Source organism: Stenotrophomonas genospecies 3, assembly GCF_054473855.1.
In genome coordinates, this window is sequence record NZ_JBTMUR010000011.1 from 119376 (window position 1) to 140545 (window position 21170).

Genomic DNA, 21170 nt, shown 5'->3' on the forward strand with positions numbered 1-21170 from the left:
CGGCATCAATGGCGCATTGGTCGCGAGCCTCTGGGAGGAATGAGGGGAGATTATACCGCCCGCAGGGCATGCGAATTGTAGAGTCGAGCTTGCTCGACTGCTTTTGAGGAGCAGTCGAGCAAGCTCGACTCTACGTGGCACGGCCATCGAGCGCGGATCTACCGGGCCTACGGCACGGTTTCCAGGCGCGCGCTGACGAAGTCGATGAATACCCGCAGCTTCGGAAGCACGTGGCGGCCGGAGGGCCACAGCAGGTGGAAGATGCCGCAGGAGTGCACATGCTCGTCGAGCACGGTCAGCAGGTGTCCATCGGCCAGTGCATCGCGCACCGAGTGCACGGGCACGAACGCCAGGCCGATATCGCGCAGTGCCAGCGCTACCCGCGCTTCGATGGTGTTGGCCACCATGTGCACCGGCAGCTCCTGCGGTGTTTCATGGTCGGGCCAGTGGATCGGCCACAGTTCCAGCTTGCCGGTACTGGGGAAGCGATAGTGCAGCAGCGTGTGCTGCATCAGATCGGCCGGTGTGCGCGGCGTGCCGCGCCGCTGCAGGTAGGCGGGTGAGGCGACGATGCGGCGTGGAAACACACCCAGGCGTCGTGCGTTCATGCGTGAGTCGCTGGGCTCGCCGACGCGCAGCACGGCATCGAATCCTTCCTCGATGACGTCGACCAGCCGATCGCTGAAATCGAGGTCGAGGCGGATATCGGGATAGGCCGCCATGAACTCGGCCATCAGCGGCAGGGTCAGGTCGCCCACCAGTGGCAGGCCGATGCGCAGCGTGCCGCGAGGCGTGGCGTGCGGTTGTGCCAGCTCGGTGCGTGCGGCATCGCGCTCGTCGAGGATGCGCCGGCAACGCGCCAGGAAGAGCTGGCCTTCGGCGGTGAGGGTGATGCTGCGCGTGCTGCGGTGGAACAGGCGCACGCCCAGTGCATGCTCCAGCCGGGCAACGCACTTGCCGGCGGCCGAGGCCGAGATGCCCTGCAGGCGCCCGGTCTCGACGAAGCTGCGGGTATCGGCCGCGTGCACGAAGGTCTGCAGATTGGCGAGGTTGTCCAGGACTGACATGGGCGTGCGGGCAATGAAAGCGGCAAGGTAGGTCGGCGCGGCTGTAGCGGACGGCTCCGCCATCGCAACACTGTGGTGCGAAGTGGTGTGGAGCCCGTTGCGGCCTTGCAGTTCCGGCCATCATGCCGATTGCGGACTGCACGGTCCATGATGCCCGGAGCGGCAACCGGCTTTTTGCACGAGGGCGTGGTGCCTAACGTGGCGGGCCTCTCCCCACGGATCACCGCGATGAACGCTGTTCCTTCCCTTGCACCTGCGCCGACGCTGCCGTCGGTGCAGCGGCTGCTGCAGCAGGTCCACCCACAGCGCCTGGTCGGTACGGTGGTGCTGGTGCGCGAGCACGGTGTGCTGCGCCACGCCAGCGCGACCGGGCTGGCCGATCGCGAGTCGGCCACGCCGATGCAGCGCGATCAGTTGTTCCGGCTGGCATCGGTCAGCAAGCCGCTGTTGACCACGGTGATCCTGCGCCTGGTAGCCGAAGGCGTGCTGGACCTGGATGCGCCGGTACAGCGCTGGCTGCCGGACTTCCGCCCGGCGCTGGCCGATGGCAGCACGCCGCCGATCAGCCTGCGCCAACTGCTCAGCCATAGCAGCGGGCTGGGTTACCGCTTCCTCGAAGCCGATGCGGATGGCCCGTACGCACAGGCCGGCGTCAGCGATGGCATGGATGCGAATCCGCTGACGCTGACCGACAACGTGCATCGCATCGCGCAGGCGCCGCTGTTGTTCGCGCCGGGCAGCCAATGGTTGTACTCGTTGGGCGTGGACGTCGCGGGCGCCGTGGCTGAAGCCGCGACCGGTGAAACGCTGCAGGCACTGTTCGAGCACTTGTTGGCCGCGCCACTGGGGCTGGCCGACACCGCATTCGCGACCACCGATGCCGCGCGGCTGGCCACGCCGTATGTGAGTGACACGCCGCAGCCGCATCGCCTGCAGGAAGGCGAAGTGGTCGCACCGTTCGAGGGTACGGTCGGCATCGAGTACAGCCTCGCACGTGCTACCGATGCCAGCCGTTTCCCTTCGGCCGGTGCTGGACTGATTGGCAGCGCCGACGAGGTGATGGCGGTGTTGGAGGCCTTGCGCGATGTGCAAGCTTCGAATCTGTTGCCGCCCGCGCTGGTGGCGGCGATGGCCAGCCCGCAGGTGGGCGAGCAGGGGCCGCCGGAACCGGCCGGCTGGGGCTTCGGGTTGGGCTTTGCGGTGCTGCGCGATGCCGCCGCCAGTGGCACACCGCAGAGCGAAGGCACCTGGCGCTGGGGCGGTGCCTACGGCCATAGCTGGTTTGTCGACCCTGCGCGTGGGCTGAGCGTGGTGGCGCTGACCAACACCCTGTACGAAGGCATGGACGGTGCCTTCGTTGATGAGCTGCGTGACGCGGTCTACGCCGATCTGGAGGCTGCACGATGAGCGGCCATGCCATTGATGCGGCGAGTCCTGCCGGCGAAGCTACACGCCTGCCGTGGGCCGGCCTGCTGGCGCTGGCCGGCGGCGGCTTCATCACCTTGCTGACCGAGACCCTGCCGGCCGGTGTACTGCGGCCGATGGGCGAGAGCCTGGGCGTGAGTGATGCGGCGGTGGGCCAGCTGGTCAGCGTGTACGCGCTGGGATCGGTGATGGCCGCACTGCCGATGACCGCGTTGACCCAGCGCCTGCCGCGACGCCCCTTGTTGCTGGCCGCCATTGCCGGCTTCGTGGTGGTCAACACGCTGACCGCCGTGAGCAGCAGCTATCCGCTGATCCTGGCCGCGCGTTTCCTGGCCGGTGTGAGTGGTGGCCTGCTGTGGTCGCTGGTGGCCGGCTATGCGGCGCGCATGGTGGTGCCGTCGCTGCAGGGCCGGGCAATCGCGGTGGCGATGGTTGGATCGCCGTTGGCGCTGTCGCTGGGTGTACCGGCGGGCACGTTGCTGGGCCAGCAGATCGGCTGGCGCTGGGCGTTCGCGTTGATGAGCGTGCTGGGGGTCGGCCTGCTGGCGTACGCGCGCTGGGCACTGCCGGCGCTACCGGCGGCCGCGGCCGGTCAGCGCACGTCGTTGGGTACGGTGTGGCGCATGCCCGGCGTGCGCAGCGCGCTGGCGGTGATGGTGCTGTACGTGCTGGCGCACAACGTGCTGTACACCTACATCGAACCGCTGGCGGTGGAGGCCGGCGCCGGCCGGTGGCTGGACCGCCTGCTGCTGGCCTTCGGCGTGGCTGCCATCGTTGGTATCGGCATTGCCGGTTGGGGCGTGGACCGTCATCTGCGCACGCTGGTGTGGGCGGCCGTGATCGGTTTCATTCTTCCGGTGTTGGCCCTGCTGTTGTGGCCAGGACAGGCCACACCGCTGCTGCTGGCAACGATCCTGTGGGGTGTGGCGTTCGGGTCGGTTGCGACCCTGTTCCAGACCGCGCTCGCACGCCGTGCCGGTGCTGCCGCCGACCTGGCGCAGTCGATGCTGGTGACCGGCTGGAACCTGGCGATTGCCGCCGGTGGCGTAGCAGGCGGTGTGCTGCTGCAGGCCAGTGGCCCGAGCCAGCTGGGATGGCTGCCGTTGTTGTTGCTGGCGGTGAGCGTGGCGTGGCTGCTGGCACGGCCGAAGGCCTGGGCGTAGGCGCAGACCAGACGTTACCGAGGTGCCGGCCAGCGGCCGGCACTACCGTGGTCCACGCCATCCACGCATGGCGTGGATCTGCCGAGCGCAGCGACCCGCGTTTGCTTTTGCTTTTGCTTTCTTCTGTTGATTCCGTGGTGGGACGCCGCCGCAATGTGTCCGTGGCCGGGTGGGTGGGTTGCGCAGGGGCGTGAGCCGCATGGATGCGGCGACCGAGCTTACATGGACGTACTTGCAGCGCCCCCTGCGCGACCCATCCACCCGGCCCCAACTGATGGATCCACTGTACGCGACCCACCACGAGGGGCTCCGCCGTTGGCCGTCCTACTCGATCCCCTCACGCTCGATCGGCACGCTGCGCGGATTCTGCATGTGCTCCCGCGCCGCGCCATAGCGCTGCTGCCGCTTGTGATGGAACACCACGAACTCATCCCGCGGCAGCGGCCGCGAGAACAGCCAGCCCTGCGCGAACTCGACCTTCCGGGTATGCAGATACGCCAGCTGTGCCTCGGTCTCCACGCCCTCGGCCACCACCCACAGGCCCAGCTCCTTGGCCATGTCGATGATGTGCGGGGTTACCGGGCTGGTGGCGCTCTCGGTGTCGATCGCATCGATGAATGATTTGTCGATCTTCAACGCGTCCAGCGGCAGCTGTTCCAGGTACTGCAGGCTGGAGAAGCCGACGCCGAAATCGTCAATGGCCACGCTGTGCCCGGCCCGACGCGCCTGCGCCAGCATCGTGCGGGCGCGGTCCAGATCCAGGAAGCCGCGCTCGGTGGCCTCCATCCAGATCTGCTGCGGCAGGATGCCGCTGCCGGCCATGTGCTTGGAGATCATCTTCAACGCACGGCCGCTGCTGATATCTTCGGCGGCCAGGTTGATCGCGATGTGCGCGCTGCGGTCGGCCACCAGCAGTTCACGCATGTCGCGCACCACGTTCTCGATCACCAGATCGGTGACCGCGCCGATCATGCCGGCCTCTTCGGCCAGCGGAATGAACAGGTCCGGCCGCACCTGGGTGCCATCCGGGCGCTGCCAGCGCACCAGCGCTTCGGCGCCGACGCAGATGCCGGTATCCAGCTCGATGATCGGCTGGTAGTGCAGGTACAGCTCGCGGCGGCGGATCGCTGTGGCCAGCTCGCCGCGCAGGGACAGGCGGCGACGCGACAGCCAGATCACCAGGCCGGCACCGGCAGCGGCCAGCAGAACGCCGATCGGCACGAACAGCCACGCCTGCTGGCGGAAGGTCGCGGCAAGCGCGGTACGCGGCATGGTCGCGATCGCCAACCACTCTTCGTTGCGGGCGGTGGCATACAGGGTGTGGTGGTCCAGGCCTTCATCGGGGGCGCGCAGCAGGGTCTCCAGCAATGCCGGATCCATGCCGTCCTGCCTGGCCAGGAGACGCCCATCGGGGCTGGCCAGGGCAAGGCGCACGTTCGGGTCGGCGATGACATCGACGAAGCGGCGCGGATCGACCAGCACGTCGTAGTTGCCGTACAGGAACGACAGGACCTGGCGCCGTCCGCTGGCCTCGGGGCGCACATCCACGGCGATGCCGGCGCCATCACTGGTGACGTGGTCGGCCTTGGGCTGGTTGACGTCGGACAGGAACGGCCCCCACGACGTACAGCGCAGCTTGCCACCCTCGAAGTAGCCCATCTGGTCGACCGACGGCGAGGTCATCACCAGTGTCTGCATGCGCCGGATATGCTCGGGCCCGCAGGCGTCGTGGGCGCCGACCTCGGCCGACTGCAGTGCCGCCAGCGCTTCCTGGTAGGACTGGTCGGCGCGGCGCAGGGCGCGACCGGCGATGTCGCGCAGCCGCTGCTGCTCGACGCTGACTGCACGGTCCCAGGTGGCATAGGCCATCACCGCGATCGGCACGGCCGCGGCCAGCAGCGCCAGCGCGGTGCCACCAATGATCACGCGCAGCCGACTCAAGGCCGGAGCTCCAGCGGGGCGGGCAGGGCAGGGCACATGGTCAGGCCGATCCTTGGGCAGGTGCGGCTATCTGAGCATGACGCCGGGCCGGGCGGAATGGGACGAATCCGGTATTCGGTCACAATGTGATGAAAGCGACCATCATTGACGTAATCGGGCCGTCCAGCGCTGGCGCTCCGGGCCGGGGAGGACTAACGTCGAACGCTTCGCCCGCCCCAGTGCACGCCCATGACCGAGCCCGCAACGCCCCCCGAGCACCTGCGCCGCAGCCTGTCCAACCGCCACCTGCAGCTGATCGCCATCGGCGGTGCCATCGGCACCGGCCTGTTCATGGGCTCGGGCAAGACCATCAGCCTGGCCGGTCCGTCCATCGTCTTCGTCTACCTGATCATCGGCGCGATGCTGTTCTTCGTGATGCGCGCGATGGGCGAGCTGCTGCTGTCCAACCTGCAGTACAAATCCTTCATCGATTTCTCCACCGATCTGCTCGGTCCCTGGGCCGGCTTCTTCTGTGGATGGACGTACTGGTTCTGCTGGATCGTCACCGCCATCGCCGACGTGATCGCGATTGCCGCCTACGCGCAGTTCTGGTTCCCTGGGCTGGATGCCTGGATACCGGCACTGGCCTGCGTGCTGCTGTTGCTGGCACTGAACCTGGTGACGGTGAAGCTGTTCGGCGAGATGGAATTCTGGTTCGCGCTGATCAAGATCGTGGCGATCTGTGCACTGATCATCACCGGCGCCGGGCTGGTGGCGTGGGGCTTCACCTCGCCCAGTGGCCACACCGCGTCGTTGTCGAACCTGTGGAATGACGGCGGCATGTTCCCGATGGGCCTGGTCGGCTTCTTCGCCGGTTTCCAGATCGCGGTGTTCGCTTTCGTCGGCATCGAGCTGGTGGGGACCACCGCCGCTGAAACCGCAGACCCCGAGCGCAACCTGCCCAAGGCGATCAACTCGATCCCGGTGCGCATCATCATCTTCTACGTGCTGGCGCTGATCGCGATCATGGCCGTCACCCCGTGGCGCCAGGTGGTGCCGGACAAGAGCCCGTTCGTGCAGCTGTTCGTGCTGGCCGGCATTCCTGCCGCGGCAAGCCTGATCAACTTCGTGGTGCTCACCTCGGCCACGTCCTCGGCCAACAGCGGCATCTTCTCCACCAGCCGCATGCTGTACGGTCTGGCCGAAGAGGGCCACGCACCGCGCGGGTTGTCGAAGTTGTCACGCGCCGCAGTGCCCGCCCGTGGCCTGCTGTTCTCGTGCCTGTGCCTGCTGGGCGGCACGTTGCTGATCTACCTGATCCCGAACCTGGTGACCGCCTTCACCCTGGTGACGACGCTGGCCACCGTGCTCTTCATCTTCGTCTGGTCGCTGATCCTGGTGGCCTACATGGCCTACCGCCGCCGCTACCCGGAACGCCACGCCGCCTCGATCTTCAAGATGCCCGGCGGCGTTGCGATGTGCTGGGCCTGCCTGGTGTTCTTCGCCGCCGTGCTGGTGCTGCTGAGCCTGCAGGCCGACACCCGCCAGGCGCTGGTCGCCAGCCCGGTGTGGTTCGTGCTGTTGGGCGTGGGGTATTGGGTGCGGCGGAGGACCGCGAAGTAACCCAGCGTTTGCGTTCCATCGATTGATCCAGAGATCTCTCTGGAGTGGGGTCAGAGACCGTTGCGCAGCAACGGGATCCGACCCCCGCAGGAAATCGGCCGTTGCCGTTGCTGTTGAGGTTGCCGGCCAGCGGCCGGCACTACCACGGGTGCAGGGCGCAGCCCTGCTGGCCCCCATTCACCCAGCATTAGCGGGCGCGGCCGGATGATCCGGCCGCCATGTCCCGTCGCCCTCTCCTGCTTGCGCTGTTGCTGCTGCCCAGCCTGTGGCCCGGGCTGGCCGCCGCGCGCACCGTCTACCGCTGCGTGCAGGGCAACACCGTCAGCCTGGCCACCGCGCCGGAACCCGGTTCACGCTGCACCCCGAAGGAAATCGACGACAACGCCATCCAGACCCCGAATCTGTGGGGCAACATGGGCGTGTTCAGCGGCGTGCTGTACGAGCGCGAGCAGGATGGCGCGCTGGTCTACTCCACCCGCAACCTGCCCGGCTCGCGGGTGTTCCTGAAGTTCACCATGGCCACGCCGCCGGGTGAACCTGCCCACGAAGGCCTAGGCAAGGTGGGCAAGCCGCAGCTGGCGCAGCATGCCAAACAGTTCAAGGCCGCCGCCAAGGCCACCGGCGTGGATGACGCGTGGCTGCGCGCGATCGCCCATGCCGAAAGCAACTTCGATGCACTGGCGGTGTCCAGCAAGGGCGCACAGGGCGTGATGCAGTTGATGCCGGACACCGCGCAGGAGTACGGGGTGAATGATCCGTTCTCGCCGCAGCAGTCGATCGATGGCGGCGCCCGCTACATGCGCGCGTTGCTGCGTCGCTACAACGGTGATCGGCCGCTGGCAGCGGCCGCCTACAACGCCGGCATCGGCGCGGTCACCCGCTACAAGGGCGTGCCGCCCTATGCCGAAACCCTGGCCTACGTGGACAAGGTGATGGCCCTGTACGCACGCTACCGCGAGGCGATGGGCATCCGTACCGAGGTGCCGGCGCGCTAGGCGGGTGGTGCTGCACGCACGTGGTTCTACATGGGAGCTTGCTCAGCGCGAGGTGGAGGTGCTGACCAGTTCGTAGCGTTCGATGCGGCCCAGGCGGGCAACCTCGGCCTGCACGTCGGCGCGCTGCTTCAGCGCACGCCACGCCGCATCGATCTTCACGTCACCGGGCAGCGACGGATAGGTGCGCATGTCCTGCAGGCTGGCCAGCGTTTCACCGCGTTCAACGGGTGAGCGCAACTGTTCGATCAGCACGGCAGCTGCGCCGTCGAGATTGCCCTCGTCCAGCAGCATTTCGCGCTGGAACAGGCGCGCGTCATCGCCCTGGGCCAGGATCGCTGCACGCGCGGCCTGTTCGGCCTTGGCATCGCCACGTTCACGGGCGGCAACGAACTGCAGCAGTGCCTGGGCCGCCTTGCCGTAACCGGCCAGGCCCGGCATGTCATTCACTGCCGTGGCGGCATCCTGCATGCGGCCCAGCGAACTGAACACGAAGCCGACGTTGAACTGGTGCTCGGCACCATCGGGGCCCAGTGCACCGATGCGTGCGGCCAGCTTGGCTGCCGCCAGCGCATCCTCGTTGCGACCCAGCCGGCGCAGCGCCGTAAGCCGGCTGTTGAGCAGCCATGCCACCCATTCGGCTTCCGCCGCCGAAGGCGCCTCGCCTTCGGCGGCCGCAGCGGCCATGCCATCGGTCAGCGCCAGCACTTCCTCGTTGCGGTCCAGCATCAGCAGCGTGCTGCTGAACTCGGCCATGCGCGCGTCCAGCGCCCGGTCGAGCAGGCCGGAAACCCGCAGTTCATCGAGGTGCTTCTGTGCAGCCTGCACGGGATCAAAGCGCGGGTTGGCGCGGTCGATATAGGGATCGAAGCGCTTGTCACTGCGCAGCCGGATGATTTCGGCGGGCGCGGAGATGCGGGCCAGGGTCGCGGGGATGGCCTCGCCACGGCCGTTGTCGGCCTGCAGCGTGGCCAGTGCCAGCCACAGTCCGGTGGGTTCCAGGCCGCCGCTCTTCCAGCCGTTGTCGAACAGTGCCTGCAGCAGTTCCATACGCTGCTGCGGCTGATCCCGCAGGCGGAACTGCAGGTAGTTGATCGCGTGGTGGTCCACCGGCAACGGCGCGTCGGCATGCTTCAGCGCCTGCACCAGGTGCTTGGTGGCAGGCGCCGGTTGGTTCTCGGACAGTTCCACCGAGACCAGGGTCAGCAGGATCTGCGCATCGTCCGGCAGTGCCTCCTGCGCGCGCTGCAGATAGCGGCGAGCCTGGTCCGGCTTCTTCTGCACCATCGCGGTCCAGCCGGCCACCTGCGCGGCGCGGCCGCGATGTTCAGCATCGAAGTCATCCAGCATCGGATCTTCCATCAGCCGTTCCATCGCGATCAGTGCGCCCAGCGTGTTGCCACTGCGTGACTGCTGGATCGCCTCATCCCATCGCGTGGCATAGGCCTGGTGCATCGCATCGGCGGTGACTGACGGCTTCTGTGGTGCCACCGAGATCGAGGCGGAGGCCGGCGTGCTGGCCAGTGCGGCCACCAGCAGGGCGGCGAGGGGGAAGATGCGGGGCATGGAGGATCTCCATCCGTGGGAAGAGCATTGAACCCGCTGTAGCCAGGGAGAACAAGCGCGACGCATGGAACTCTGGTATCCGGCAGTACGTTTGGCCTTGGCGGATCCTGCGTTCAGCGTCTATTGTCGGTGTCTCTTCAGACAGCAGGCAGGCAGCGCAGCACGATGGCACGGTGGCAATGGATGGCGGCAGGCGTAGCGTTGGCGACCGTAGTGGCACTGGCCGCGACCTGGTGGGAGACGCCGCTGCATACGCCGGCTGAACCGGCAGGTCCGGTTCCAACGCCGCTGGCGTGGACCGCGCAGATCGAGCCGCTGGCCGGCGATGGCCACCCGGGTGACCGCGATGGCGCGTCCGCGCAGGCGCGTTTCGCCGATCCGTACGCGTTGCTGCGCAGTGCCGATGGCAGCGTCTATTTCACCGATGCCGGTGACAACAACCGGATCCGTCGCCGCCTTCCCGATGGCCGCGTTGAAACGGTGGCCGGGCAGGGCGAGGGGCGTATCGATGGCCCGGCACTGCAGGCCAGTTTCAATACGCCCTCGGGCATCGCCGCCGACGCGCAGGGCAACCTGTATGTGGCCGACACCGGCAACCACGCGATCCGCCGTATCGGCACCGATGGCCAGGTGACCACGCTGGCCGGTGGCGAACAGGGCTACGCCGATGGCCCTGCCGCGCAGGCGCGGTTCGATGCGCCGATGGGCATCGCGGTGGACGCGCAGGGTCAGGTCTATGTGGCCGACACCTTCAACGACCGCATCCGGGTGATTGGTACCGACGGCAACGTGCGTACCCTGGCCGGCGGCGAGCGCCCGGGGCTGGCCGATGGCCTGGCGGGCGATGCGCGCTTCGATACCCCGGTGGCGCTGGCCTTCGATGCGCACGGCGCGTTGCTGGTGGCCGACCTGTTCAACAACGCGGTGCGTCGGGTCGGTGCCGACGGCACGGTCAGCACGCTGCTGGGCGATGGCGGCGTCATCAATGGGCCGCTGTCGCTGGCCACCACGCACGACGGCGTGCTGTACGTGGGTGACCTTGATGGACGCATCGTGCAGGTGACGCCGCAGGGCCACCAGATCGCGCTGGTGGGCAACGGCCGCCTGCCGCGCCTGGCCCGCCCCAGTGGCCTGGCGATGGATGCCGATGGCAGCGTGCTGGTCGCCGATTCCGCCAGCTATCGCCTGCACCGCCTGCGCCCGCTGCCGGTGGGTGACCTGCCGGCACCGGCGCTGGTCGGGCCCGCTGCCGATGCAGCATTGCCGGACACCGGTGGGCGCTGGCCATTGGCACCCCAGGATGGCTGGCATGAAGTGGTCGGCACGCTGGGCGAAGTGCGCGGCAACTTCAAGGGCGAGAGCCGCCACCACCTGCACGGCGGTTTCGATGTGCGCGGCGATGTCGGCCAGACCGTGCTGGCGATCGCCGATGGCAAGATCAGCAGCCCGGTAGCGGCGTGGAGCCTGGGTGGGCAGGCCGAGGGCCTGGCCGTGGACCGCCTCAAGTACATCCACATGCGGGTCGGCCGCACCCCGCGCGACCAGCCGTTCGATGCGCGCTGGCAGGCGCTGTACGACGAGCAGGGCAAGCTGGAGCGGATGCGCGTGCGTCGCGGCACGCGCATCTACGTCGGCGATCGCCTGGGCAGCATCAACAACCAGGCGCACGTGCACCTGGCGGTGGGCACCGGCGGCTTCGAAACCAACGCCGTGGCGCTGGGCTTCCACAACTACGCCGACCACTTCGCACCGCGCATCACCGATGTGGCGCTGCTGGACGACAACGACCAACCGCTGGCGGCCGGCAGCGACGGCGTGGTGATGCTGGCGCGGCAGGGCCGCGGCGTGCAGATCGTGGTCGAGGCCTGGGACCAGGTCGACAACAACCTGCCGCGCCGCCGCCTGGGCATGTACCAGGTGGGCTACCAGATCCTTGATGCTGCCGGGCAGCCGCTGCAGGGCTACGAGCAACCGCGCTGGAACATCGTGTTCAACCGCATGCCGCCGCAGAACGAAGCGGTGCGCGTGGCCTACGCGCCGGACAGCGGCATCACCGTGCATGGCAGCGCGGTGACCCGTTTCCGCTACCTGGCCACCAACACCGTGCGTGACGGCCTGATGGAAACCGGGCGCTGGCAGCCGGCGGCATTGCCACCGGGCGAGTACACCGTGCGCGCCAGCGTGCGCGACTACAGCGGCAACGAAGGCGTGGGCCCGCGCGAGATCAGGGTACGGTTGCTGCCATAGCCGCAGCCGGGGCGCCGCAGCGTTCGCGCTCGGCGTCCATGTCTTCCAGCGGCCGCACCTCGATGCTGCCGAAGCGCGCCCAGGGGAAGTCGCGGGCGATGCGCATGGCTTCGTCGCGGTCGCGGGCGACGATCAGGTTGAAGCCGGCCAGCAGTTCGCGGGTTTCGGCGAACGGGCCATCCAATACACGGCTGTGGCCATCGCGCACGCGCAGGGTCTGCGCGGTGTCGACCGGTTGCAGCTTCTGCGCGGCCAGCAGCGTGCCCTCGGCCTGCAGCTTGTCGGCGTGGGCCAGGCAGTCGCGCATCAGCGCGTTGAATTCTTCGGTGGGCAGGGCCTGCAGCAGGGCAGGCTCGATGTAGATCAGAAGAAGATACTGCTGCATGGCACGGTCCTGGCGGGGGCGGGGTGTCCATGATGGCGCAGGTTTGCCTGCCGGCATGCTGCAGCGCGAAAGGCCGCCTGCGGCGGGCGATCGGCGAACGGCGGAGCCCCTCCGTGGTGGGGTGGGTTGGAAGCTGAAAGCTGGGTTTCAGAGGGTGGGTCGGGCGGGTGGGATTGGCGGGGACGCCGTGAATCCGTCCCTGGAGGCTTAGCCGCGCCATCCATGGCGCGGATACCCCGCCAATCCCACCCGCCCGACCCCTGACAGATTCCGGTCGCCGACCCACCACGGGAAATCAACAACAAGAGCGAAAGCGGGTCGCTTCGCTCGCAAAGCCGAGGCCGCCAGCCAACCGCCGTTGCTGTTGCTTTTGCTTTTGCTTTTGCTTTTTTTCTTGATCTTCCCGTGGTGGAACGGAGACAGGAACTTGTCCAAGGCCGGGTGGGTAGGCGGGGCGGGGGTGTCCGCGGCATGGATGCCGCGGCCAAGCCCCAGGGACGGGTTTACGGCGTCCCCCGACCCGCCTACCCACCCGGCCAAACCCATGAACCCGAGCTTTTCAGCGACCAACCCAACCCCACCACGGAGGGGCTCCGCCGTTCGCCGACTCCCGCCGAAGGCGCGCTTTCCACGGAAGAAATAATTTTCAGAGGACGTGTCGATTCCCAACCCCCTGGTTCGTTGTACCCAGTGAAGGGCACGCACCACGCGTCCCCACGGGAGACCGCAATGAAAGTGATGGTGATCGTGAAGGCCAACGCCGACTCCGAAGCCGGCCGCATGCCCAGCGAACAGGAACTGTCCGAAATGGGCGCCTTCAACGAACAACTCGTGGCCGCCGGCATCATGCTGGCCGGTGAAGGCCTGCATGCCACCCAGCGCGGACGTCGCATTCATTTCGGCAGTGGCGCGCCCAAGGTCGAGGCCGGTCCGTTTGGCCCCGCCGGCGACCAGATCGCCGGCTTCTGGCTGTGGGACGTGCGCTCGCTGGACGAGGCCGTCGAGTGGGCCAGCCGTGCGCCGTTCGGCAGTGGCGGCACCCTCGAACTGCGTCCCTTGATCTCCGCTGAAGACTTCGGCGAAGCATTCACCCCCGAATTACAGCAGCAGGAACAGCGTCTGCGTGCACAGCTGGAAGGTTGACCCGGTTCATTTCCCCCGCCGGGCATGGCCCGGCGCTACCAACCAACGGAGCATTGCCATGAAATTGATTCCCTTCCTTGGCTTCAGCGGCCAGGCCCATGAGGCGATGGCGTTCTATGCCAAGGCACTCGGTGGCCAGGTCACCTCGGAAATGAAATACCGCGACATGCCGCCCTCCGATGGCTCGCCGGGCTGCAACGAGATGCCGCCGGAAACCCTGGACCACGTCGCGCACAGCCAGCTGGAAATCGGTAGCGCCATCGTGATGGCGGCCGACGGTCCCGGCGGTGGCGAGGGTGGCTCGACCACCATCAATGTCGACGTCGACAGCATCGAAGAAGCCGAACGCGTGTTCGCCGCGCTGGCCGACGGTGGTCAGGTGCAGATGCCGATCGCCGAAACGTTCTGGGCGCACCGCTGGGGCATGTTGATCGACCGCTACGGCAAGCCGTGGATGGTCAACTGCATGAAGCAGCCCTGAGTCCTCTTTCCTTCATCCACAAGGAGCTTCACCGATGAGTGCACCGCAACCGCAGATGATCTTCGTCAATCTTCTGGTGAAGGACCTGGAGAAATCCAAGGCCTTCTTCACCGCGCTGGGCTACAGCTTCAATCCAACATACACCAACGATGACGCGGCAGGCATGGTCATCAGCGAGAGCATCTACGTGATGCTGCTGACCCAACCTTTTTTCCAGCAGTTCACCAACAAGCCGATTGCCGATGCGCACACCCACACGGAAGTGATCAACGCACTCTCGGCACCCAGTCGCAAGGCAGTTGACGAGTTGGTGGACAAGGCACTGGCGGCCGGCGCCAGCGAACCGCAGCCGGCGCGCGACCTGGGCTTCATGTACCAGCGCGGCTTCCAGGATCTGGATGGCCATCTCTGGGAAATCGCACACATGGACGGCGAGCCGGGCTGACGGCCGCCGCAGGGAGAATCCTCATGGCTTACGTGGATGCTTACGTGCTGCCGTGCCCCCAGGACAAGGTGGCGGCCTACCGCCGCCTTGCCCGCAAGGCCGGTGCGGTGTGGAAGGACCATGGCGCGCTGCAGTACATGGAATGCGTGGCTGACGATGTGGAACCGGGAAAGAGCACGTCCTTCCCGCGTGCGGTCAAGGCAAAACCGGGCGAAACGGTGATCGTCGCCTTCGTGGTGTTCCGCTCGCGCGCGGCGCGCGACCGTATCAACGCGAAAGTGATGGCGGACCCGCGGCTGGCATCGCTGGGCCCGAAGGACATGCCGTTCGATACCAGGCGCATGTTCTGGGGCGGGTTCAAGCCGATTGTTGAAGCATGAGCCACGGCGCTTGTGCGGGCCACGCCCGCGTGCTGTGATCGGCGCATGCTCGAGCCCGCACTGACGCAGCGTCTGGAAACCCTCTGGCGGATGGAGTCGCCGGTGTTGATCGCGCGCCTGGCGCGGCTGCTTGGGGGCGATGTCGGCCGCGCCGAGGAGCTGGCCCAGGACACCTGGCTGGCCGCGCTGGAGCGCTGGCCGGAGCAGGGCATCCCGGACAACCCCGGAGCCTGGCTGATGACCACTGCGCGCAACCGTGCCATTGATGTGCTGCGCCAGCACCAGCGGGTGGCGCAGCAGCATGCGCAGTGGGGCGAGGAGCTGCATCCGGCGCCGCTGCCGGCGCCCGATGACAGTCAAGCGCTGGAAGATGATCTGGGTGACGACCTGCTGCGGCTGATGTTCGTGGCCTGCCATCCGGTGTTGCCGGCCGACGCACGGGTGGCACTGACCCTGCGCCTGCTGGGTGGCCTGACCACTGTCGAGATCGCGCGCGCCTTCCTGCAGCCCGAGCCGACCATCGCCCAGCGCATCGTTCGCGCCAAGCGCACCTTGGCGCAGAAGCAGGTGCCCTACGAGGTCCCGCGTGCTGACGCGATGCCCGAGCGGCTGACATCGGTGCTGGAGGCGATCTACCTGGTGTTCAACGAAGGCTATGCGGCCAGTGCCGGTGATGACTGGATGCGTCCGGCGCTGTGCGAGGACGCATTGCGGCTCGCGCGCATCCTGGCGCACCGGCTGCCGGTGCCGCCGGTGCTGGGCCTGCTGGCGCTGATGGAGCTGCAGGCCTCGCGTGCCGCGGCACGGACCGATGCGCAGGGCGTGCCGGTACTGCTGGACCAGCAGAACCGCGCGCGCTGGGACTGGCTGCAGATTGAACGCGGGCAGCAGGTGCTGGCGCGCGCGCTGGCCGCCGGTGGCGCTGATGATCCCTATGTACTGCAGGCGCGTATCGCAGCGTGCCATGCAGCGGCGCGCCGCCCCGAGGATACCGACTGGCCGCGCATCGCTGCGCTCTATACGCAGCTGCTGCAGGCGCAGCCTTCGCCAGTTGTCGCATTGAACCGCGTGGTGGCGATACTGCGCAGTGACGGTGCCTTCGCGGCGTGGGCGCAGCTGCAGCCGTTGCTGGTGGACGCGCGACTGCGTGAGTACGCGCCGCTGCAGGTGGTGCGCGGGGAGTTACTACAGGCGCTGGGGCGCGACCTGGACGCACGTCACGCTTTTGCGGAAGCCGCCAGACTCAGCCAGAACCAGGCAGAGCGGGGCCTGCTGCGGCAACGGGCCGGCCTGCCTCCCACGGAGTGACCTCGACGAAGGCAGCACTTGTCGGCGGGCCCGCGAGCCGTTATGTTTCGCGCCCAGCGGACGCGTCAGCGTCCACTTTCCATGCGTATTGACCGAGGAGCGGTTGGATGTATTCAAGGACGAAGAGCGCATCGCGCGCTTTTGCGCGCCTGCTTGCCTGTGCCCTGTGCCTGGCCGTATGGCCGATGGCCGTACAGGCGGCAGACAAATCACAGCAGGCCTATTGGGCCGGTTTTGCCTATACCGCTGATGCCGCTGCCGTGCAGGCGACCACACCGCATGCGCATGCGGTGCTGGAACAGCGCGGCCTGATCCCGTTGAACCAGGCCCTGGCACAGTCGCTCAAGCGCCGCGCCCCGGCCCACCTGCAGCTGATCGACCAGCCGGTGGCGATGCTCGACGGCACCACCAGTGCGACAGTGCTGGCCGCGGCACTGGACCGCGAACTGGTCTCGGTCGAGCCGATCGGTGACCAGTACAAGGTGCTGGTGGAAGTGGCGCTGCAGGCGCTGTTCTTCGATTTCCGCGAGCGCCAGGTGATCGCGTCCTATCCGCTTACCCTGCAGCGCATCGACGTGCAGGATTACCGGCCGGACAACGACGATATCGACGCGATCGTCGCCGATCTCCTGTATGGCAGCGCCGATACCAGCCTGTCGCAGGTGCTGGCTGCCAGCCTCGCCCAGGCCAGGCTGCCCGATGCCGCCGTGCGTCGCCTGCAGGTCGGTGGCGTAACCCTGTCCGACGTGGTCCGCGCCAAGCTGCCCGACCCGAAGTGGGAAGCCCCGCTGCGCGCCACGCTGGCCCATGAGCTGTCCAAGACGCTGTCGTCCAATACCGGCGTCGGCCTGCTGCCGCCGGCCTCGGGCCAGGCGATCGGTGGTGCGATGGCGGCGCGCTTTGCCGACGGCAAGGTCTACCAGCTGAAGATTCCCGAGCCGGACTACGTCATCAACCTGCAGGTGGATGCGCTGAAGAACGGCGTGATCGAAGAAACGCCGGCGATGAAGACGATGCTGTTCGGCGCGTTCTTCACCGCCAAGGTGACCGAGCCGTTCTCCGGCAAGGTCTATTTCGAACAGCCGCTGCGCAAGGGTGCCACCAAGGTGGTGCCGGTCACGCAGTGGCAGGTCGACCAGTGGTCGGCCAGCTACGAAACCCTGCTGGCCGGCTTCGATGCCTTCGCCGGCGCCGCCGCCAAGCGCGCCGATTCGCGCGGCTGGCTGGACGAACAGAAGCCGGGCGGCCGCCCGTTGCAGCAGCAGACCCAAGCCCTCCAGGAGTTGATCAAGTCATGTCGTTGATGCGTACCATCCTGCTCATCCTCATCGCCCTGGTGGTGGCCTCCCCGGTCGCTGCACAGACCGCCAGTTCACGCGGTACCGGTTCGGCCAGCTACGGCCTGCGCCTGAGTGCCGACACCCGCGCCCAGGCCCTGAACAAGGCCAAGGTCAATGCACTGGAGGCGTACATCGCCGAAACCGGTGCGGCCAAGCTGCGCCTGTTCGAAGCCCGTCGCGCCGAGTTCATCGGCGAGATCGACCGCTACGTGCTCAGCGCCGTGCAGCTGTCGGACACCGAAGACAAGAAGGCCAAGACCTACAGCGTCACCGTCCGCGCCGAGATCAACACCACCCTGCTGCAGACCAAGCTGGATGCTGGCTCGGCCGTTGCTGGCGCCACTGCTGCGCAGCGCTCGCTGCTGACCTTCCTGTTCATGGCGCGCTCGCAGGATACCGTGCAGTCGTTCCAGGACAAGGAATACCGCCGCGTCGACGCCAGCAGCAGCTACAGCGAGAACACCCGTGAAGGCGACAGCTTCCGCGGCAACTCGGTCAGCACCAACGGCAGCATCAACCAGAATGGTTCGATGTCGGTCACCAGCGGTGGCAGCACCACCCAGCGCAGCGACAACATCAGCTGGAAGGTGGCCAACGCCGCCGAAGTGAACACCGCGATGACCGGCGCCTTCAGCGCCGCCGGCTACGAAGTGGTTGAAGCCGAATACGTGGAAGGCGAATCGCGCGGCCTGCTCAGCATCGAGCGTATCCGCAAGGACTTCAGCACCGGCAACGACCTGGCTCCGGCCACTCTGCGTGATACCGCCAACGGCATCCGTGCGGCCAACATCCCGTACATCGCCGTCGGCACCCTCGACGTCGGCATGCGCGACCGCGACCCGGCCAGCGGCAACACCCGCGTGTTCGTCACGGTCACCGGCAAGGTGCTGGACGTGACCGGTCGCTTCCCGCGCACCGTGTCGTCGGTGGGCCCGGTGCAGTTCTCCGGTACCGGCCCGAACGAAACCGTTGCCCGTACCAACGCGCTGCAGCTGGCGGCTGAAAAGGCTGCCCAGCAGATGATCAACGAACTGAACGTCAAGGCAGTTCGTTGATCCGCCACCCTGGTGGGTGCCGAGCTCGCTCGGTATCGCCCTGGGGTTACCGATTTCCCACGTGCCGCTTCGCGGCCGTCTCTCCCAAAAGGACACTCACATGATCCGCAATACCGCTCTTGTCGTGGCCATCGCTGCCGCCACCCTGTCGATGCCGGCCCACGCTGGCCTGGGCAAGCTGAAGGACCTGGCTGGCGCCGCTACCGGCACCTCCAGCAGCAGCGCCTCCAGCGCCGCCGCTCCGGACGAAGCCGCGCAGGAAGCGCTGGTGCGTCGTTTCGTCAGCTCGCAGTCGCACTCGCTGCAGGCCCAGACCTCGTTTGCCCGCGCCTTCGGCCTGGCCGAGCAGGTGCAGCTGCTGGAGGCCGAGCGCCAGGCGCTGTCGTCGGGTTCGGTCAGCGTCGATGCGATGAAGAAGTCGGTGTCGGTCAGTGAAGCTGCGCAGGCGGCGATCAACGAGCGCCAGGCCGCACAGCCGGAACTGAACGCTGAATCCAAGCAGCACTACGCCGAAGGCCTGGTCTCGCTGCTGTCCTCGGCGGCCGAAGCACAGAAGCTGGGCGGCGAAGCCAGCAACTTCACCGCCGGCATGAAGAACCTGGGCGCGACTCAGCTGGCCACCGTCGGCCGCAAGCTGGCAGCAGGTGCATGGGTGGCCAAGGAATCGCCGGGCTTCATCCAGGGCCTGTACGGTTCGACCAAGTCGGCCGTGACCTTCGCCAAGAAGAGCAAGGTGAAGGTGCCGTCCAACGCCGATTCGATGCTCGACACGCTCTGATCCGAGGCGAATCTCCATGCGTATGACCTACCGTTTGATCGGCCTGGGCCTGGCTGCCACGCTGCTTGCAGCCTGTGGCAAGCAGGACACCCCGGCCGCCGCGCCCGCCAAGGACAAGGCAACCAGTGCACTGGCCAGCAATGCGCCAGTGGAAGCAGCGCCCCTGCGTGGCACGCCGGATTTCGGCGGCACCACCCAGGTCGCGCGCGAAGCCGACGGCATCGGCAGCACCCCGGAACTGGCGGTGCTGGCGGCATTGCAGTCGGCGGTGGCGCAGGTCAACGGCGTACGCGTGGCCAGCCAGATGCAGAGCCTGCGTGCAGGCCTGCATGTGGATGTGGATGACGAACACGTCGGCGATATCCGCGCCGACGCGTTCACCCAACAGATGATCGCCGGCTCGCAGGGCGCGGTGCTGGGCTATGAAATCCTGTCGCAGGATGAAGTGCGGCAGCTGGACGAGGAAACCATCGCCCGCGTGCGCGCCAGCGATGAAGGCTGGAGCTTCAAGGGCTCGGCGTCGGCCAGTGCCTCCGGCGAAGCATCGGCCAAGAGCGGTTCGGCCTCGGCCAGCGTCAGGGAAAGCTACGACGAGAAGGTCAACGTCGATGCCAAGCGTGGCGCCAGTTCGTTCGATTCCGACGTGACCCATCGCAGCATGCGCAGCTACTGGAAGGTGCGCGTGCGCGCACAGATTGCCCAGTACCGCGCGCCGGACGAGCAGGGCAAGCCGAAGATCGTGGTTGCACTGCCGCGTACCAAGGCCGGCAGCTATGCCGTGGGCGACGGCCGCGTGGACGCGGACGAAGTGGCCGACGCGATCCGCGCACGCCTGTCCGACACGTTGACCCAGACCCAGCGCTTCATCGTGCTGGACCGCGAGTTCGGCGATGAACTGCAGGCCGAGATCGACCACATCAACAGCGGCAACGTGCGCCTGCAGGACACCGCACGGGTCGGCCAGCAGCTGGCGACCGACCTGATCCTGATCCCGACCATCGAACGCTTCGAGTACCCGCGCAGCGTGCGCAACCTGCGCATGTCCGACCGCCAGGTGACCTCGTACTCCGGTGGCGGCCGCATTACCCTGCGCCTGATCAACGCCACCACCGGCCAGGTGGTGATGTCCGACAGCTTCGATCACCAGCTGGCCTCGACCGGCCCCAGCACCCTGCCGCGCGTGGTCAATGGCCGCAACATGGCCGCGGCGATGATGGAATCGCTGTCCGGCCAGATCGGCGCCACCATCGTCACCACGCTGTTCCCGGTGTCGGTGGTTTCGGTGGACGGAGACCAGGTGGTGCTGAGCCAGGGCGGTGACACCGTGCAGGCCGGCCAGCGCTGGCAGGCCGTGCGCCTGGGCGAAGAACTGAAGGACCCGCAGACCGGCCGCTCGCTGGGTCGCAGCGAACACCCGTGCTGCACCATCCGCATCGACCGCGTGGCCGCACAGACCTCGTACGGCACCATCGAAGACGGTGTCGACGCCATGCGCGGCGGCTTCCGTCCGGGCCAGATTGAGCTGCGCCAGAAGCTGGGAAGCAAGCCGGCTGCTGCCGCTGCTGGCGCAACGGCCTCGGCTGCACCGGCCGCCGCCGCGCGCCCGGCGGCCAAGCCGAAGCCCAAGCCCGCTGCCGCCCCGGCCGAAGACCCGAACTGGTAACACGCCAAGGCAGCACACAGATGGGGTCAGAGCCCTTTCCCACCGGGAAAGGGAACTGACCCCTTCTTGTTTCCGTCCGTGTCGACCAAGGTCGACACCTACCAACAGCGGCGTGTCGACCAAGGTCGACACCTACCAACAGCGGCGTGTCGACCAAGGTCGACACCTACCAACAGCGGCGTGTCGACC

Annotated in this window: 19 protein-coding genes; 14 read left to right on the top strand and 5 right to left on the bottom strand. The window is 67.4% G+C overall.

The genetic code is table 11. The annotated features are described in order from the left end of the window. Positions 1-167 precede the first annotated feature (167 nt). The gene (locus ACX9OT_RS15770) at positions 168-1067 is read right to left on the bottom strand and encodes a LysR family transcriptional regulator (RefSeq protein ID WP_149909025.1); all 900 of its coding nucleotides are present in this window, start codon (positions 1065-1067) and stop codon (positions 168-170) included. A 228-nt stretch (positions 1068-1295) separates the two neighbouring features. Between ACX9OT_RS15770 and ACX9OT_RS15775 the strand changes: the two genes are divergently transcribed. Together ACX9OT_RS15775 and ACX9OT_RS15780 are read left to right on the top strand one after the other, a co-directional pair. Then, positions 1296-2474 (top strand): serine hydrolase domain-containing protein, encoded by a 1179-nt coding sequence (locus ACX9OT_RS15775; RefSeq protein ID WP_149909024.1) that lies wholly within the window; start codon positions 1296-1298, stop codon positions 2472-2474. Then, a complete protein-coding gene (locus ACX9OT_RS15780) occupies positions 2471-3655 on the top strand; it encodes an MFS transporter (protein WP_100437759.1) in 1185 nt (394 codons plus the stop codon). The genes ACX9OT_RS15775 and ACX9OT_RS15780 overlap by 4 nt, the downstream gene beginning before the upstream one ends. Positions 3656-3979: 324 nt before the next feature. On the opposite strand, the gene ACX9OT_RS15785 is transcribed toward ACX9OT_RS15780, so the two are convergent. Next, a complete protein-coding gene (locus tag ACX9OT_RS15785) occupies positions 3980-5596 on the bottom strand; it encodes an EAL domain-containing protein (RefSeq protein WP_049461408.1) in 1617 nt (538 codons plus the stop codon). 228 nt (positions 5597-5824) lie between these two features. Here ACX9OT_RS15785 and cycA point away from each other — a divergent pair, with 228 nt between their 5' ends. Further along, positions 5825-7198: a D-serine/D-alanine/glycine transporter gene (gene cycA, locus ACX9OT_RS15790; protein WP_049399140.1), complete on the top strand. Its 1374-nt coding sequence runs from the start codon at positions 5825-5827 to the stop codon at positions 7196-7198. 218 nt (positions 7199-7416) lie between these two features. Further along, entirely contained in the window at positions 7417-8193 is a 777-nt protein-coding gene (locus ACX9OT_RS15795; protein ID WP_032130442.1) for a lytic transglycosylase domain-containing protein, read from the top strand. Positions 8194-8235: 42 nt separating this feature from the next. Here ACX9OT_RS15795 and ACX9OT_RS15800 read toward each other — a convergent pair whose 3' ends face one another. Next, positions 8236-9756 carry a tetratricopeptide repeat protein gene (locus tag ACX9OT_RS15800; RefSeq protein WP_149909023.1) on the bottom strand — a complete coding sequence of 507 codons (1521 nt, stop codon included), beginning with the start codon at positions 9754-9756 and terminating at the stop codon, positions 8236-8238. Between the two features lie 165 nt (positions 9757-9921). On the opposite strand from ACX9OT_RS15800, the gene ACX9OT_RS15805 reads away from it, so the two are divergent. Next, positions 9922-12003 (top strand): NHL repeat-containing protein, encoded by a 2082-nt coding sequence (locus ACX9OT_RS15805; protein ID WP_100437763.1) that lies wholly within the window; start codon positions 9922-9924, stop codon positions 12001-12003. Here ACX9OT_RS15805 and ACX9OT_RS15810 read toward each other — a convergent pair. Then, on the bottom strand, positions 11981-12388 hold the full coding sequence (locus tag ACX9OT_RS15810) for a YciI family protein (protein WP_100437764.1): 408 nt from the start codon (positions 12386-12388) through the stop codon (positions 11981-11983). The genes ACX9OT_RS15805 and ACX9OT_RS15810 overlap by 23 nt on opposite strands. 207 nt (positions 12389-12595) lie before the next feature. Further along, a complete protein-coding gene (locus ACX9OT_RS15815) occupies positions 12596-12823 on the bottom strand; it encodes a hypothetical protein (RefSeq protein WP_149909022.1) in 228 nt (75 codons plus the stop codon). A 294-nt stretch (positions 12824-13117) separates the two neighbouring features. Between ACX9OT_RS15815 and ACX9OT_RS15820 the strand changes: the two genes are divergently transcribed. The 9 genes from ACX9OT_RS15820 (at position 13118) to ACX9OT_RS15860 (ending at position 20981) form a co-directional block, all read left to right on the top strand. Beyond that, entirely contained in the window at positions 13118-13531 is a 414-nt protein-coding gene (locus ACX9OT_RS15820) for a YciI family protein (protein ID WP_100437770.1), read from the top strand. Positions 13532-13589: 58 nt separating this feature from the next. Further along, on the top strand, positions 13590-14012 hold the full coding sequence (locus tag ACX9OT_RS15825; RefSeq protein WP_012509913.1) for a VOC family protein: 423 nt from the start codon (positions 13590-13592) through the stop codon (positions 14010-14012). 34 nt (positions 14013-14046) lie between these two features. Next, positions 14047-14457: a VOC family protein gene (locus ACX9OT_RS15830; protein ID WP_149909021.1), complete on the top strand. Its 411-nt coding sequence runs from the start codon at positions 14047-14049 to the stop codon at positions 14455-14457. Positions 14458-14480: 23 nt separating this feature from the next. Beyond that, a complete protein-coding gene (locus ACX9OT_RS15835; RefSeq protein ID WP_014645774.1) occupies positions 14481-14837 on the top strand; it encodes a DUF1428 domain-containing protein in 357 nt (118 codons plus the stop codon). Between the two features lie 45 nt (positions 14838-14882). Continuing rightward, positions 14883-16145, top strand: coding sequence for an RNA polymerase sigma factor (locus ACX9OT_RS15840; protein ID WP_100437773.1), 1263 nt, complete (start codon positions 14883-14885; stop codon positions 16143-16145). A gap of 107 nt (positions 16146-16252) precedes the next feature. Continuing rightward, positions 16253-17449, top strand: coding sequence for a hypothetical protein (locus tag ACX9OT_RS15845; protein WP_100437774.1), 1197 nt, complete (start codon positions 16253-16255; stop codon positions 17447-17449). Then, positions 17440-18540 carry a hypothetical protein gene (locus ACX9OT_RS15850; RefSeq protein ID WP_100437775.1) on the top strand — a complete coding sequence of 367 codons (1101 nt, stop codon included), beginning with the start codon at positions 17440-17442 and terminating at the stop codon, positions 18538-18540. Before ACX9OT_RS15845 ends, ACX9OT_RS15850 begins: the two co-directional genes overlap by 10 nt. A gap of 100 nt (positions 18541-18640) precedes the next feature. Further along, positions 18641-19318, top strand: coding sequence for a hypothetical protein (locus ACX9OT_RS15855; protein WP_049398327.1), 678 nt, complete (start codon positions 18641-18643; stop codon positions 19316-19318). Between the two features lie 16 nt (positions 19319-19334). After that, on the top strand, positions 19335-20981 hold the full coding sequence (locus ACX9OT_RS15860; protein ID WP_459002835.1) for a CsgG/HfaB family protein: 1647 nt from the start codon (positions 19335-19337) through the stop codon (positions 20979-20981). Positions 20982-21170: the final 189 nt, after the last annotated feature.

Bases quoted from the DNA above. Each gene is read 5' to 3' on its own strand.
- ACX9OT_RS15795 (WP_032130442.1), top strand. From the start codon at position 7,417: ATGTCCCGTCGCCCTCTCCTGCTTGCGCTGTTGCTGCTGCCCAGCCTG.
- ACX9OT_RS15775 (WP_149909024.1), top strand. From the start codon at position 1,296: ATGAACGCTGTTCCTTCCCTTGCACCTGCGCCGACGCTGCCGTCGGTG.
- ACX9OT_RS15820 (WP_100437770.1), top strand. From the start codon at position 13,118: ATGAAAGTGATGGTGATCGTGAAGGCCAACGCCGACTCCGAAGCCGGC.
- ACX9OT_RS15800 (WP_149909023.1), bottom strand. From the start codon at position 9,756: ATGCCCCGCATCTTCCCCCTCGCCGCCCTGCTGGTGGCCGCACTGGCC.
- ACX9OT_RS15860 (WP_459002835.1), top strand. From the start codon at position 19,335: ATGCGTATGACCTACCGTTTGATCGGCCTGGGCCTGGCTGCCACGCTG.
- ACX9OT_RS15805 (WP_100437763.1), top strand. From the start codon at position 9,922: ATGGCACGGTGGCAATGGATGGCGGCAGGCGTAGCGTTGGCGACCGTA.
- ACX9OT_RS15850 (WP_100437775.1), top strand. From the start codon at position 17,440: ATGTCGTTGATGCGTACCATCCTGCTCATCCTCATCGCCCTGGTGGTG.
- ACX9OT_RS15845 (WP_100437774.1), top strand. From the start codon at position 16,253: ATGTATTCAAGGACGAAGAGCGCATCGCGCGCTTTTGCGCGCCTGCTT.
- ACX9OT_RS15830 (WP_149909021.1), top strand. From the start codon at position 14,047: ATGAGTGCACCGCAACCGCAGATGATCTTCGTCAATCTTCTGGTGAAG.
- ACX9OT_RS15855 (WP_049398327.1), top strand. From the start codon at position 18,641: ATGATCCGCAATACCGCTCTTGTCGTGGCCATCGCTGCCGCCACCCTG.
- ACX9OT_RS15770 (WP_149909025.1), bottom strand. From the start codon at position 1,067: ATGTCAGTCCTGGACAACCTCGCCAATCTGCAGACCTTCGTGCACGCG.
- ACX9OT_RS15835 (WP_014645774.1), top strand. From the start codon at position 14,481: ATGGCTTACGTGGATGCTTACGTGCTGCCGTGCCCCCAGGACAAGGTG.
- ACX9OT_RS15810 (WP_100437764.1), bottom strand. From the start codon at position 12,388: ATGCAGCAGTATCTTCTTCTGATCTACATCGAGCCTGCCCTGCTGCAG.
- ACX9OT_RS15840 (WP_100437773.1), top strand. From the start codon at position 14,883: ATGCTCGAGCCCGCACTGACGCAGCGTCTGGAAACCCTCTGGCGGATG.
- ACX9OT_RS15780 (WP_100437759.1), top strand. From the start codon at position 2,471: ATGAGCGGCCATGCCATTGATGCGGCGAGTCCTGCCGGCGAAGCTACA.
- ACX9OT_RS15825 (WP_012509913.1), top strand. From the start codon at position 13,590: ATGAAATTGATTCCCTTCCTTGGCTTCAGCGGCCAGGCCCATGAGGCG.
- cycA (WP_049399140.1), top strand. From the start codon at position 5,825: ATGACCGAGCCCGCAACGCCCCCCGAGCACCTGCGCCGCAGCCTGTCC.